This window comes from Sphingomonas hengshuiensis (assembly GCF_000935025.1).
Classification (GTDB): Bacteria; Pseudomonadota; Alphaproteobacteria; order Sphingomonadales; family Sphingomonadaceae; genus Sphingomonas; species Sphingomonas hengshuiensis.
Map to the genome: position 1 here is coordinate 154,794 of NZ_CP010836.1, position 14,191 is coordinate 168,984.

At 66.1% G+C, this 14,191-nt stretch carries 11 protein-coding genes; all 11 read left to right on the forward strand.

Going from position 1 to position 14,191, the window contains the following annotated elements; genetic code table 11:
- Nucleotides 1-31: 31 nt before the first annotated feature.
- Nucleotides 32-1,351 carry an MFS transporter gene (locus tag TS85_RS00750; protein WP_044329825.1) on the forward strand — a complete coding sequence of 440 codons (1,320 nt, stop codon included), beginning with the start codon at nt 32-34 and terminating at the stop codon, nt 1,349-1,351.
- 35 nt (nt 1,352-1,386) lie between these two features.
- Nucleotides 1,387-2,241, forward strand: a complete 855-nt coding sequence (gene purU, locus TS85_RS00755) for a formyltetrahydrofolate deformylase (protein ID WP_044335600.1) — start codon at nt 1,387-1,389, stop codon at nt 2,239-2,241.
- A gap of 40 nt (nt 2,242-2,281) precedes the next feature.
- The gene (locus TS85_RS25960) at nt 2,282-3,406 is read left to right on the forward strand and encodes a cobalamin-independent methionine synthase II family protein (RefSeq protein WP_044329826.1); all 1,125 of its coding nucleotides are present in this window, start codon (nt 2,282-2,284) and stop codon (nt 3,404-3,406) included.
- Nucleotides 3,403-3,801: a nuclear transport factor 2 family protein gene (locus TS85_RS25965; protein ID WP_227698612.1), complete on the forward strand. Its 399-nt coding sequence runs from the start codon at nt 3,403-3,405 to the stop codon at nt 3,799-3,801. The genes TS85_RS25960 and TS85_RS25965 overlap by 4 nt, the downstream gene beginning before the upstream one ends.
- A gap of 14 nt (nt 3,802-3,815) precedes the next feature.
- Nucleotides 3,816-4,565 (forward strand): IclR family transcriptional regulator, encoded by a 750-nt coding sequence (locus TS85_RS00770; RefSeq protein ID WP_227698613.1) that lies wholly within the window; start codon nt 3,816-3,818, stop codon nt 4,563-4,565.
- A 125-nt stretch (nt 4,566-4,690) separates the two neighbouring features.
- Complete coding sequence (locus TS85_RS00775; RefSeq protein ID WP_044329829.1) at nt 4,691-6,280, forward strand: peptidase dimerization domain-containing protein; 1,590 nt, start codon at nt 4,691-4,693, stop codon at nt 6,278-6,280.
- Nucleotides 6,281-6,396: 116 nt separating this feature from the next.
- Nucleotides 6,397-8,118, forward strand: a complete 1,722-nt coding sequence (locus tag TS85_RS00780) for an amidohydrolase (RefSeq protein ID WP_044329830.1) — start codon at nt 6,397-6,399, stop codon at nt 8,116-8,118.
- A gap of 95 nt (nt 8,119-8,213) precedes the next feature.
- Nucleotides 8,214-9,191, forward strand: a complete 978-nt coding sequence (locus TS85_RS00785) for a LysR substrate-binding domain-containing protein (RefSeq protein ID WP_044329831.1) — start codon at nt 8,214-8,216, stop codon at nt 9,189-9,191.
- A gap of 161 nt (nt 9,192-9,352) precedes the next feature.
- Nucleotides 9,353-10,684 (forward strand): aspartate aminotransferase family protein, encoded by a 1,332-nt coding sequence (locus tag TS85_RS00790; protein WP_044335603.1) that lies wholly within the window; start codon nt 9,353-9,355, stop codon nt 10,682-10,684.
- Complete coding sequence (locus TS85_RS00795) at nt 10,681-12,075, forward strand: amino acid permease (protein WP_044329832.1); 1,395 nt, start codon at nt 10,681-10,683, stop codon at nt 12,073-12,075. Before TS85_RS00790 ends, TS85_RS00795 begins: the two co-directional genes overlap by 4 nt.
- A gap of 249 nt (nt 12,076-12,324) precedes the next feature.
- The gene (locus tag TS85_RS00800) at nt 12,325-14,088 is read left to right on the forward strand and encodes an amidohydrolase (protein ID WP_162184676.1); all 1,764 of its coding nucleotides are present in this window, start codon (nt 12,325-12,327) and stop codon (nt 14,086-14,088) included.
- Nucleotides 14,089-14,191 lie beyond the last annotated feature (103 nt).

Here is a 14,191-nt window from a genome sequence, read left to right on the forward strand (position 1 = left end):
CAGCGCACCGCGGGCCGCCGCTGCACCACGCATGCCCGCTGAGCCCGGAGTGATGGACGCGCGCCAGACCCTGCTGAAATCGCCGCTGCACTGGCGCCAGGTCGCCGCGATCGGGCTGTGCATCTTCCTGAATGCGCTCGACGGGTTCGACGTGCTGTCGATCAGCTTCGCGGCGCCGGGCATCGTCGCCGAATGGGGAATCGATCGCGCCGCGCTGGGCATCGTCCTGTCGATGGAGCTGGTCGGCATGGCGCTCGGCTCGGTCCTGCTGGGGCAGCTCGCCGATCGGATCGGGCGGCGTCCGGTCCTGCTCGGCTGTGTCGTGGTGATGGCTGCCGGGATGATGCTCGCCGGGCGTGCGCGCTCGATCGAGGTGTTGTCGCTGTGGCGGTTCCTGACCGGCATCGGGATTGGCGGCATGCTTGCCACGATCAGCGCGACTGTCGCGGAAGTGTCCAATGCGCGCCGCCGCAACCTGGCAGTGGCGCTGATGTCGTGCGGCTATCCGCTCGGCGCGGTGGCGGGCGGATCGATCGTGTCGAGCCTCCTCATCACGCATGACTGGCGCGCAGTGTTCGAATTCGGGGCGCTGGTGACTGCGGCCTGCCTGCCGCTCGCCTGGTGGCTGGTGCCCGAGTCGATCGAGTTCCTGCTCTCGCGCGGACGCCCGGCCGATCTGGCGCAGGCCGGGCGGATCATGGCGCAGTTCGGCCATCGCGACCTCGCTCCGCAGGCGCCCGCGGCGGCGTTCGGCGATTCGCGCGCGCCGCGCGGTGCGCTGTGGAGCGGCGCGCTGGCCCGCACGACCTTCCTCCTGACGCTCGCCTATTTCACGCACATCCTGACCTTCTACTTCCTGGTGAAATGGATTCCGAAAGTGGTGGTCGACATGGGATTCCCGGCATCGTCTGCGGGCGGGGTGCTGGTGTGGACCAATGTCGGCGGCGCGGCGGGCGCGCTGTTGTTCAGTGCGCTGGTCGCCTTTGTCGACGTACGGCGGCTGACCATCGTCTTCCTGCTGCTGTCGAGCGCGGCGGTGGTCCTGTTCGGGCGCAGCCCCGCCGACCTCACCCAATTGTCGCTGTTCGCGGGGCTGGCGGGCTTTTGCACCAACGCCGTGATCATCGGCATCTATGCGCTGACCGCCGCCAGCTTCCCCGCCGAGCAGCGCGCCAGCGGCGTCGGCGCGGTGATCGGCATCGGTCGGGGCGGCGCGGCGCTGGGGCCGATCGCCGCGGGATTCCTGTTCGCCGCGGGCTGGAGCCTGCCGCTCGTCGCCGCCGCGATGGCGCTGGGGTCGCTGGTGGGCGCCGCTGCGCTGGTTCTTCTCGCTCGCCGGCGCCGCAGCTGACGGCGCCGCAATTTTCACTCGTGCAGGGGCATTTCATGTCGTCCGAACATATTCTCACGCTTTCGAGCAGCGATCGTCCCGGCATCGTCGCCGCGATCACCACCGCGCTCGCCGCCAGCGGCGCCAATATCCGTGAGGCGCAGCAATATAATGACGTGCCCACCGGCGGCTTCTTCATGCGCGTGCTGTTCGACATCGACGAGGGCGCCGTGGACGGCCTGCGCCAGCGGCTCGCCGCGCCGATCGCGGAATTCGCGCTCGACCTGACCCTGAGGCCGCGCGACCAGCGCAAGCGGGTGCTGATCCTCGTCTCCAAATTCGATCACTGCCTGGGCGATCTCCTCTACCGCAATCGGCTCGGCGAACTGCCGATGGATATTGTCGGCATCATCGGCAATCACCCGCGCGAGGCGCTGACGATCTCGCTGCTCGGCGACGTGCCGTTCCATCACCTGCCGGTGACCCGCGAGACCAAGGCGGAGCAGGAGGCGCAGATCAAGCAGCTGGTGACGCAGACCGGCGCCGATCTCGTCGTGCTCGCGCGCTACATGCAGATCCTGTCGGACGATCTCGCCGGGTTCCTGTCGGGCCGGTGCATCAACATCCATCACAGCTTCCTGCCCGGCTTCAAGGGCGCCAAGCCCTATCACCAGGCGCATGTGCGCGGCGTGAAGCTGATCGGGGCGACGGCGCATTTCGTCACTGCCGATCTGGATGAAGGCCCGATCATCGAACAGGATGTCGAGCCGATTACCCATGCCGACACGCCCGACGACCTCGTCCGCAAGGGGCGCGATATCGAGCGGCGGGTGCTGGCGCGGGCGGTGCGGCTGTATGTCGAGGACCGCATCCTGCTGAACGGGAGCAAGACGGTGGTGTTCAAGCACTGACGGGGCGCGTGGCCAGGATTCACGGAGAGGGAACGGATAGATGACCATCGAGACGACGCATGTCGGAAGCCTGCCGCGCGGCGACGCGCTCACCCCGCTGCTGCTCGCGCGCGACAAGGGCGAGCCCTATGACGCGGCGCAATTCGATACGCTGGTGCAGGCCGCCGTCGACGAGGGCGTCGCCCGCCAGATCGCCAGCGGCGTCAGCATCGTCAGCGACGGCGAACTCGGCAAGGTCGGCTATTCGACGTATATGATCGAGCGGCTTTCGGGCTTTGGCGGGCATGTCGATCGCAAGCCGGCGGCGGACCTTGCCGCGCATCCCGGTCTGGCGCGCAAGCTGTCGGCGATCATGGGCAGTCAGGAGTTCACCCGCGCATCGTGCATCGGGCCGGTGCGCCTCGTCACGCTGGAGCCGCTTCACGACGATATTCGCCGCTTTCGGCACGCGATCGACACGGCGGGCGGCGCGCGCGGCTTCCTGAATGCGGCGTCGCCGGGGCTCATCACCGCGTTCCAGGTGAACCGCCACTATCCGACGCACGAGGCCTATCTGGCCGATATCGTCGATGCGATGCGCGAGGAGTATGAAACGATCGTCGCCGCCGGCTTCGACCTGCAACTCGATTGCCCCGATCTCGCAATGTCGCGGCATACGGGCTATCAGGACGAGAGCGACGAAGCGTTTCTGCGGATCGCCGCCGCCAATGTCGAGGCGCTGAACGCCGCGACGGCCAATATCCCCGCGGACCGGATGCGGATGCATGTGTGCTGGGGCAATTACGAAGGCCCGCATGATTGCGACATCGCGCTGGAGAAGGTGATCGACATCGTGATCGGCGCGCGGCCCGCGACGATCCTGTTCGAAGCCGCCAACCCGCGCCACGAGCATGAATGGACGATCTGGCGCGACGCGAAGCTGCCCGAGGACAAGATCCTCGCGCCGGGGCTGATCGACACCTGTTCCAACTATGTCGAGCACCCCGAGCTGATCGCGCAGCGGATCGAGCGTTTCGCGGGCATCGTCGGCAAGGACCGCGTCATCGCCAGCACCGATTGCGGCTTCGGCACCTTCGCCGGCTATGGCAAGATCGATCCCGAAGTGACGTGGAAGAAGCTGCGCGCGCTGCGTGCGGGGGCCGACATCGCGGACGCGCGGCTGTGAGCGAGTCCGCGGCGGCGGAACGGCGCGCGATCGAGCAGGACTGCGCGCGGCTGATCGCGCGCTATGCCAATCTGAACGATGCCGGCAAATGGGAGGCGGTGGCGGCGCTCTATGCCCCCGATGGCCGGATGTCGCGCCCGACCGCGCCCGACGACTGGATCGAGGGGCGCGCCGCGATCCTCGCGGCGTTCACCGCCCGCCCGCCGCGGACGACGCGGCACATCTGCTCGAACATCGTCATCGACGTCACCGGCCCCGACCAGGCCGAGGGCGAATCGGCGATGCTGCTGTTCACGGGAGAGGGGCCGCCCAAGGTCGGGAGCTTCCACGATCGCTTCGTCCTGACCGCGGACGGCTGGCGGTTCGCCGAGCGGCGCGGTACGCTGACCTTCTGACCGCCGGGAATATCGTGCCAAATCCAACCCAGCCAACCGTCAAATCGGCGATGCGCACGCTCGACATCATCGAGTTCGTCGTCGCGCATCCACAGGGGGTGGTGGCACAGCAGGTCGCGGCGGCGCTGCAGATCCCGGTCAGCAGCCTGTCCTATCTGCTCGCCACCTTGTGCGAGCGCAGCTATCTGCGCCGCGACGGGCGCCGCTATGTCGCGGGCGACGGCCTCGATCGGCTGCGCCTGCCCCCCGCCGCGCGGACGATCGAGGAGCGCGTCGGGCCGCAGGTGACCGCGCTGCGCCGCGCGCTCAACGAGACCGTCTCGTTCTTCGTGCCGGTCGGCTGGGAGCTGGAGGCGCGCGTGACCGAGGCGGCCGACCAGTTCCTGCGCTATTCGATCAGCGCGGGGGCGCGGGCGCCGCTGCACTGCATGGCAGCGGGCAAGGCGGTGCTCGCGAGTTTCGACGAACCGACGCTGCACCGCTATTTCGCCGAGGCCGAGCGGCGGCTGTTCACGCCGCGGACGATCGTCGACGAAGCCGCCATCCGGCGCGAGATCGACGCGGTGCGCGAAGCGGGCTGGGCGTTCACCGACGAGGAATTCACGCTCGGCGTGTGCGGAATGGCGCGCACGGTGGTGATCGCCGGCGCCCCCGTGGGCGCACTCGCGATTGCCCTCCCCAAGCTGCGCTATACCGAGGCGGTCAAGGTCGACAGCATGGAGCGCCTGCTCCGCGCGTGCACCGCGCTTGCACGCGAGGACTGAGCGGGCGGGGCGGGGGGCGCCGGTGCGCAACGCGCACCGGCTGCAGGAGGAAGGCACCTTGGGGTGCGACGCCGCGAGGTTTAGGCTCGTCGGCTTCTCGACTCTGTCATGCATAGGAGGTCAGCGTGCGCGCCGTGAGACAGCTGATTACCGCATTTGCGGCCCTCGCACTCGGAGCGTCGGGCGCTTCGGCCCAGGCGCCCCTGACGGCCAAGCGCCAAGCAGCCGAAAAGGTCGATGCGCAGGCAAAGCTGGTCCAGGAAATGGTCGATTCGGTGTTCAGCTTCTCGGAGCCGGGCTTCCAGGAATATCGCACCATGGCGTATCTGACCGGCATCCTCGAAAAGAACGGCTTCACGGTGACGCGCGGTATCGCGGGCATCCCCACGGCATGGACTGCGACCTGGGGCGACGGCGGACCATTGATCGCGTTGGGAAGCGACGTCGATTGCCCCACCGGCCTCTCGCAATATCCTGGCGTGCCCACGCTCAAGCCGATGGTCGAAGGTGCCCCGGGGCATGGCGAAGGGCATAATTCAGGCGTGCCGCTGATGATCGCGGCGGCCATCGCCGCACGGCAGGTGATGATCGAGAAGAACATCCCCGGCCGATTGATGCTCTGGCCGGGCGTCGCCGAGGAATTGCTGGGCGCCAAGGCCTATTATGTCCGCGCCGGCGTGTTCAAAGGCGTGGATGCCGTGATCTTCGGGCATGTCGGGAATGAATTCGCGACCGGCTGGGGAGACCCCGGAAGGCCCGGCGTGGTGTCGGTCGAATATACGTTCCACGGCAAGACGGCGCATGCCGGCGCCATGCCCTGGGAGGGGCTGAGTGCGCTGGACGGCGTCGAACTGATGGACGTCGCCTGGAATTTCCGCCGCGAACATCTGCCGCCCGCGCATCGGTCGCATTCGGTGATCACCAACGGTGGGGGCCAGCCCAATGTGGTGCCGGCGGTGGCGTCGGTCTGGTATTATTTCCGCGGCCAATCCTTCGACGGTACCCGCAAGCTGTTCGAGGTCGGCAATGCGATCTCGCAGGGCGCAGCGATGGCCACGGGCACGACGGTGACGCGGCAACTGCTTGGCTATGCCGCGCCCAATTACAACAACAAGGCGCTGGCCGAGACACTCTACGCCAATATGAAAATCGTCGGCATGCCCAAGTGGAGCGCCGACGATCAGGCATTCGCCCGCGCGGTCCAACAGGCGAACGATCGCAATCTGTTGCCGCTACGCAGCGAAATCGGGGCGCTCACGACACCCGACACCGTCGAGTTCGGCGCCAATGGATCGTCCGACGATATCGGCGACGTGATGTGGGCCGTGCCCACGATCCGCTTCACCTATCCGGCCAATATCCCTGGGCTGATCGGCCACAATGCGATCTCGGCAATGGCGATGGCGACACCGATCGCGCACAAGGGCGCGGTCGCGGGTGCGAAGGTGGTCGCGATGACCGTGCTCGATCTGATGACGACGCCCCGGATCGTCGCCGCCGCGCGCGACTTCCAGCAAAGGGTGCAGTTCAAGGATCGCAACTACGATCCCGTACTAACCCCCCAAGACAACCCCGCGCTGCACCTCAATCGCGAACTGATGGAGCAGCTACGGCCGCAGCTGGAGAAATTCTACTACGATCCCGCCCGCTATCCGACCTATCTGGACCAACTCGGCATCAAATATCCCAACCTGGAAACCGACCCCAAGCCGTAAGGTGCTGGGCGCGGAATGCACCATTGCGAACCGCTTCGCACCTTGTGGATCGCACCGGAGGTTGGGAATTTGCCGGGCGGGGGCCGGCATCGGACCGGGCATTCGGGGAACCAATAATGGGTTATGTCGCCAGAAAAGCATGGATTGTCGGTGCGCTTTGCACACAGCTTGCCAGCTCGGCATGGGCGCAGACCCCGGTCACTGCCGACGTGATTTTCGAGCGCGGCAAGATCGTCACCAATGCGCCGGGTCCGGAAACCGTGGAAGCGGTGGCGATCCTGGGCGGGCGGATCATCGCCGCCGGCACCACCGAGCAGGTACACAAGCTTGCCGGCGCCACGACGCGCATCGTCGATCTCAAGGGGCGAACGGTCCTGCCGGGATTTTACGACAACCATATCCATCTGGGCGGCAGCGGTGCCGATCCGCGTCAGCAGGATTGGAGTGCGATCAACTCAAAGGCTGATCTGCTCGCGGCACTTTCGGCGCGCGCGGCTGCGCTGCCCAAGGGGAGCTGGATCCTGGGCACCCTCACCAACGAGAATATGCCGCAGGAAAAACTGCCCACGCGGTGGGAAATGGACCGCGTGACGCCCGATCATCCGGTGGTGCTCGAACGCGGCCATATCACCCTGGGCAATTCGCTGACGATGAAGCTCTCGGGCGTCACCGATGCCACGCCGGCACCCGTGGGCGGCGACATCGATCGCAATGCCAAGGGGCAGGCGATCGGCTGGTTCCGCGAAGGCGCCGGAAAGCGCATGATCACCAGCGCGATGCCGCCCGCGCCACCCAACCCCGACGAGGTCGCGGAGAAGGGCCTGAAGGCGCAGCTCGAGGCGCTGCTGCCGCTCGGCATCACCAGTATCAACGTCGCGGGCATGCGGCCGAACACGCTGCGCTGGATTCAGCAGACCTATGCCAGATGGGGCGAGGCGCTGCCGCGCTCGACGGTCCAGCTCCGTCTCTCGCCGGGCCATGACAGCTATGACGATCCTGCCAAAGGCGTGGCCGCGTCGATCGCCGAGCTCGAGAATCTGTCGTTCATCACCGGGTTCGGTGGCGACCGGCTTCGTCTGGGAGCCGTGAAGATGAGCATCGACGGCGGCTTCAGCGCCGCTGCCTTCTACACGATCGAGCCCTATCCGAACCATGACGATTATCACGGCGTGGTCCGCATCGATCAGGACACGCTGTACAAGGTCGCGAAGCGTGCCGACGCGCTCGGCTGGCAGCTCGGCATCCATGCGATCGGCGACGCTGCGGTCAAGATGGTCGTCGATGTCTATGCCAGGGTGCTCGACGAAGCGCCGCGCGCCGACCATCGCCACTTCGTCCACCATCTCTCGGTGCTGCCGCCCGAGGAGACATTGGCGAAGATGGAGAAATACCACATCCTCACCGCCAGCCAGCCCAATTTCACCTACTCGCTCGGCCCCCATAACGCGGCGCCCGCATTGAGCGCCGAGCGTCTGGCGACCAACAACCCCCAGATGTCGCTGATCCGCCACAATATTGAGGTTTCCTACGGCTCGGACGGCATGCCCACCGATCCCCGCGTCGGCATCTACGCTGCCGTTACGCGCAAGGGCATCGACGGCAAGGTCTATGGTCCCGGCGAGAAAGTGCCCCTCAAGGACGCCATCCGGATGTACACGCTCGCGCCCGCGTATCTCAACTTCCTCGAGAAGGAGCGCGGCTCGATCGAACCGGGCAAGGTCGGCGACCTGGTCGTGCTGGGTCAGGACATTCTCAGCGTCGATCCGGAGCGGATCAAGGAGATTCCGATCGACATGACGATCGTCGCGGGGAAGGTGCTTTACGCACGCGCACAATGATGCGCTGGGACAGCATTTCCTCCATATACTTCGGGAGATACGCACATAAATCTTGCGCTGCGGTATGACATCGGGAATGCTTCGGGCATTGGTTCATGAATTCGCAAACCCCTCCCGATCGCAACGCCGATGCCGCCGCTGCCAAGGGCATTCCGCCGCTCGCCGCGCTTCGCGCTTTCGAGGCTGTGGGCCGACTCGGCGGCATCCGTCGCGCCGCGACCAGCCTGAACCTCGATCATTCGGTCGTCAGCCGTCATCTGCGCCAGCTCGAGGACTGGGTCGGCGCCGCATTGTTCCACCGGGTCGGCGGGCAAGTGAACCTGACCGAGGTGGGAGCCCGCTATCACGGGCGCATATCGGCGGCTCTGGCCGAGATGATCCTCGCCACTGCCGAAATCCGGAACCCGGACGACCAGAAGAAAATTCTCGTCTGGTGCGTGCCGGGCTTCGCCGCACAATGGGTTGCCGATCGGCTCGCGGCGTTCGAACGCGCGCGGCCAGACTATCCGGTCGAACTGCGGCCGACCGATGTCCGCGCCAATCTGCTGACGCACGAGGCGGATGTCGATATCCGCTTCTATCTGGACGATTGGCCGCCGGACCCGGGTGGGCGCGGGATCCAATATGTCGAGTTGGCCCGTCCGCCTATCATGATCGTCGCCAGCCCTGCCGTCGCAGAGCAATTGAAGGGAATCACCGTCGACGAACTGGTCGACGCGCCGCTGCTGCACGAGGAGCATGATCATCAATGGCGCGCCTGGCTCAGCCTGAATAACGCCGGCCCGCTTCCGGAGAAGCTCTCCGGTCCGTTGTTGTGGCACGCCCATCTTGCGATCGCCGCTGCGCGCAACAGCCGCGGACTGGCGCTTGCCAGCACCTATCTGGTCGATGCCGACCTTCGCAGCGGCGGGCTTGTCGAGCTTCAGGTCCGCGACACGCGCCCGGTGGTGATCGGCGCCTATGCCTTCGTCACGCGCGAGGATCGCTGGTCGGCTGACGGCGTGTTGCAATTCCGTCGCTTCCTGCAGAGCGAAGTCGCGCGGTTCAGCGCCGGCGCAACCGGCGCCCGCTGATCCTCCACGCGGTGCGCCCCGCGCACCGGGCCGACGGCAATTGCAACTTGTCGCATACCGCGCCCGCTCGGATGGTCTCGAGGAAATTCAACGAGACGGAGGCGGCACTTGCGGCGGTGGCAACGATGGTCTGGCAGGAACCCGCATCAATGGCCGGCGGGATGAGTAGCGACGATGCCACTTTGGCGGCGGTGCCCGATCTTTCCGCTTTCTGGATGCCCTTTACCGACAACCGCTATTTCAAGGCCAATCCGCGCCTCTTCTCGGCGGCAAGCGGTATGCATTACACCACGCCCGACGGTCGGAGGGTATTGGATGCAACGGCGGGCCTGTGGTGCGTCAATGCCGGGCATGGCCGCGAGCCGATCGTCCGCGCGATTCAGGCGCAGGCGGCCAAGCTCGATTTCGCGCCGACGTTCCAACTCGGCCATCCGGCAGCGTTCGAACTGGCGACGCGACTGGCGGCGCTCATGCCCCGCGGTCTGGATCGCGTATTCTTCACCAATTCGGGGTCCGAGTCGGCCGATACCGCGCTGAAGATGGCGCTCGCCTATCACCACGCGCGCGGCCAGTCGGGGCGCGTTCGGATGATCGGCCGGCAACGCGGCTATCACGGCACCAACATGGGCGGAACGTCGGTGGGGGGGATCGGCGGGAACCGGCGCGCCTTCGGGGCACAGATATGGGGGGTCGATCACCTTGCCCACACCCATGGCCACGCCGCCCCGTTCACGCGCGGCAGACAGGCCAGCAACGGCGACCTTGCCGGCGAGTTGAACGAACTGATCGCGCTGCACGGCGCCGAGAGCATCGCGGCAGTGATCGTCGAGCCGGTGGCGGGATCGACGGGCGTTCTGGTGCCGCCGCGGGGTTATCTCGAACGCCTGCGACAGATCACCGCGCAACACGGAATCCTGTTGATCTTCGACGAAGTGATCACCGGTTTCGGGCGTCTGGGCAAGGCGACGGCGGCCGAGTTCTTCGGCGTCACGCCCGATATATTGACGCTGGCCAAGGGGCTTACCAACGGCGCGGTGCCGATGGGCGCGGTGGTCGCCAGCCGGGCGGTGCATGACGCGATCGTCGAGGGTGCCCCGGCCGGCATCGAATTCCTCCACGGCTACACCTATTCGGGCCATCCCCTGGCCGCCGCCGCGGGGATCGCCACGCTGAAGATATGCGAGAGCGAGGCGCTGTTCGAGCGCGCGGAGGGCCTCGCTTCCTATTGGGAAGACGCCGTGCATCGGCTGGCAGGAACGCGCCACGTCATCGACGTGCGCAATCTCGGGCTGGTCGCGGGCATCGAGCTTGCGCCGCGCGAAGGCGCTCCCGGCGAGCGTGCGACCCGGGCCTTCCGCCGTTGCTTCGACGAGGGGCTGCTGATCCGCGTCACCGGCGACATCATTGCGCTTTCACCGCCGCTGATCGTCGAGCGCGCGCAGATCGACGAGATCGTCGAGCGCATCGCGGCGGTGCTGGAGACGATCGAATGACCGTGACCCACGAGGCGATCGAGACGGCGGTGGCCGGCGCGCCGCGGTCCGCCACGCTCGACAAGAGCCTGCGCCGGCGGCACGTGGAGATGATCGCGATCGGCGGCATCATCGGCGCGGGACTCTTCGTCGGCAGCAGCGCCTCGATCGCGGCGATCGGCCCCGCCGTGGTGCTGAGCTATGCCGGCGCCGGGCTCATCGTCCTGCTGGTGATGCGGATGCTGAGCGAGATGGCCGTGGCCATTCCCGGCGTGCAATCCTTTCCCGATTTCGTGCGGCTGGGCCTTGGTCATTGGGCCGGGTTCATGAGCGGATGGCTCTATTGGTATTTCTGGGTGGTGGTGGTGGCGATCGAGGCGATCGCGGGCGCCAACATCGTCCATCAGTGGCTCCCGATGGTGGATAGCTGGGTGATCGGCGTGGCGCTGATGGCGGTGCTCAGCGCGGTCAACCTGCTCTCGACCCGCTCCTATGGCGAATTCGAGTTCTGGTTCTCTTCGATCAAGGTTGCGGCGATCCTGGTGTTCATCCTGGTCGCCGCGGGCTTCGTGTTCGGGATCACCGCGCCCGCCGGGCCGACCTGGTCCAACCTTGTCGCGCATGGCGGCTTCATGCCCAATGGCGCATTGCCAGTGCTCGGCGGGGTGACCAGCGTCATCTTCTCGCTCGTCGGCGCCGAGATCGCGACGATCGCAGCGGCTGAATCCCCCGAATCCAGTGGCACGCTCGGGAGAATGACGGCAACCGTCGCCGGCCGAATCCTGATCTTCTACATCCTCTCGGTGACGCTCATCGTCGCGGCGATACCCTGGACGACCATCGTACCCGGCGAATCCCCCTTTGCCGCGGCGCTGGCCGCGATGGAGATACCCGGCGCCGCGCTCGCAATGAATATCATCGTGCTGGTGGCGGTGCTCTCGTGCCTCAACTCGGGGCTCTATGTGACGTCGCGGGTGCTGTTTTCGCTCGCCGCGCACGGCGATGCCCCGCAAGCGCTGGTCGCGCTCGACCGACGGAGGGTGCCGGCGCGGGCCATCCTGATCGGCAGCCTGTTTGCCTATGCCGCGCTCGCCGCTTCGATCCTGTCGCCGCAGACGGTGTTCGCGTTCCTCGTCAACGCATCGGGCGCGCTGATGCTTGCGATCTATCTGATGATCGCAGTCGCCCAGATCCGCCTGCGCACCCGGATCGAGAAGGAAGCGCCCGAGCGCCTCGCCGTCCGGATGTGGTTTCATCCCTGGGGTACGATCTTCGCGATAGCGGCGATCGTCACCGTCCTGGCGGCGATGGCGCTTACCCCCAAGCTCTCCCGCGAATTCTTCGCGAGCCTTGTCCCGGTCGTCATCACGGCCCTCGCCTTTCTCGCGCACCGCCGCAACGCGCGCCGCTGAGTTCGCCGAGAGCGTCTTCGCTCGCCGCAGCGCACGCGCCGTGCCGATCTCTTCCCGCGCTTCCGACCGATTAGCCGCATCATGGGGCGCAAATACTGTGCGCCGCACCATGCCTGGGCAACTGGTGCATAGCGCGCACCGCCCTGCGACCTTTCGCACCTTGCGACAGGCTGCGCCAACGGTGAAACACAGCGAAAGGCCTCAAAGGGGGCAACAAGAATGCCGCGTCGCACAAACGGGAATCCGAACATGAGCAGAGCTGCCGCCATCGCCATGCTTGCCTTCACCGTGCTGACGCCGGTCGGTCGGCAGGCCCATGCCCAGACCGCGTCGGCCGCCACGGTCAGCGCACCCGATCTGATTTACGAGAACGCCAGGGTCTATACCGTCAACGCGAAGTTCGAACTGGCGCAGGCCGTCGCGATCCGCGGCGACAAGATCGTCGCAGTGGGGAGCACTGCCGAGATTCGCCGCCTGGCGGGTCCGCAGACGAAGGTCGTCGATCTCGCGGGCAAGCCGTTGCTGCCCGGGTTCGCCGACAATCACGTGCATCTCGGCGGGCCGCTCCAGCCCTGGAAATATGGCGGCATGATCGGCGAGCTGCCCGCATGGATCCGGGGCGCCGACACGATCCCCAAGGTTCTCGAAGCGATCAAGGGCCAGGTGGCAACGCTTCCCAAAGGGAGCTGGATCGTGGGTGAGCTGTCCCGCGAGCAATGGCCGAACGGCACGCTTCCCGGGCGCATCGATTTCGACAAGGTCGCGCCGGACAATCCCGTTGCGATCGCCCGCGGGCCGCACACCTTGCTGGTCAACAGCGCCGCGCTGAAGGCGGCCAGGATCACGCGGGAAACGACTGCCGAGGGCGGCGAGATCGTTCACGGTCCCGATGGTGAGCCCAATGGCAAGATCCTCGAATCCGCGCGGCGGCTGATCTGGGAAGTGATGCCCCCCGAAACCCGCGAAGGCGGCGGCGGTAAGGAAGCCAGTCTCGCCGAATGGCACAAATTGTTCACGCAGCTCGTCGACCTCGGCGTGACCAGCGTCAACATTGCCGGCGTTCGGCCCGCCGACCTCAAGCTCGTCCAGGAGATGTATGATCGCTGGGGAGACGAACTGCCGCGCGCGGTTGTCCAGGTCCGCCTCTGGCCCGGATATGATCATCACGCCGACCCGGAGATCGGCGTCAAGGAGTCGATCGCCGAGGTCGATGCGCTGCCCGATCCCAAGACGATCTTCACGCATCCCAAGCTCAAGGCCGGCGCGATCAAGATGAGCATCGACGGCGGGCTGAGTGCGCCGATCATGTGGACGACCAAGCCCTATGAAAACAGGCCCGGCTTTCACGGCGAGCAGCGCATTCCGGACTCGGTCTTCTACCGCGTCGCCAAACGCGCCCATGAGCGGGGATGGCAGCTCGGCATTCACGTGATGGGTGACGGCGCCGTGGTGATGGTCGTCGATCAGCTCGAGCGGATTTACAAGGAAGTGCCCGGCAAGGACGATACGCGCGACTATCTTCATCATGTCGCGGTGATGCCGCCGGAATCCACGATGAAGAAAATGGGCAAGCTGCACATCAACGTGGCCAGCCAGCCCGGCTTCCTGCTCGCGCTGGGGTCTTATGCGGACGAGGCGCTCTCGCCCTATGACGAAGCGCATCAGGACCCCTCGCGTTCGCTGCTGAACCACGGAGTCCGCGTATCCTATGGCTCCGACGCCGGGCCTTATGGTCCGATCGCGGGCATCTATGCGGCGGTAACCCGGCGCGGGTGGAACGACGTCGTGCATGGCGCGGAGGAGGCGGTGACCGTCCCCGAGGCAATCGAAATGCATACGCTCGAGCCTGCATATTTCAACTTCGAGGAAGCGGTCCGCGGTTCGATCGAGCCCGGAAAGCTCGCGGACCTGGTGGTTCTGGACACCGATCCGATGACGATCGATCCGGTGCGGATCCAAGACATCAAGATCGAACGCACCATCATCGGCGGCAAGGAAATATTCGCCCGCTGATTATCGTAGATAATAACAAGGGATAGATCCGGAAGAGCGCCAACGGGCGAATTCCGAAGCGATCTATTGGGGAGAGGCTGCCCGAATTACATAAAAAGGGGGT

Bases quoted from the DNA above. Each gene is read 5' to 3' on its own strand.
- TS85_RS00750 (WP_044329825.1), top strand. From the start codon at position 32: ATGCCCGCTGAGCCCGGAGTGATGGACGCGCGCCAGACCCTGCTGAAA.
- purU (WP_044335600.1), top strand. From the start codon at position 1,387: ATGTCGTCCGAACATATTCTCACGCTTTCGAGCAGCGATCGTCCCGGC.
- TS85_RS25960 (WP_044329826.1), top strand. From the start codon at position 2,282: ATGACCATCGAGACGACGCATGTCGGAAGCCTGCCGCGCGGCGACGCG.
- TS85_RS00780 (WP_044329830.1), top strand. From the start codon at position 6,397: ATGGGTTATGTCGCCAGAAAAGCATGGATTGTCGGTGCGCTTTGCACA.
- TS85_RS00785 (WP_044329831.1), top strand. From the start codon at position 8,214: ATGAATTCGCAAACCCCTCCCGATCGCAACGCCGATGCCGCCGCTGCC.
- TS85_RS00790 (WP_044335603.1), top strand. From the start codon at position 9,353: ATGAGTAGCGACGATGCCACTTTGGCGGCGGTGCCCGATCTTTCCGCT.
- TS85_RS00795 (WP_044329832.1), top strand. From the start codon at position 10,681: ATGACCGTGACCCACGAGGCGATCGAGACGGCGGTGGCCGGCGCGCCG.
- TS85_RS00800 (WP_162184676.1), top strand. From the start codon at position 12,325: ATGAGCAGAGCTGCCGCCATCGCCATGCTTGCCTTCACCGTGCTGACG.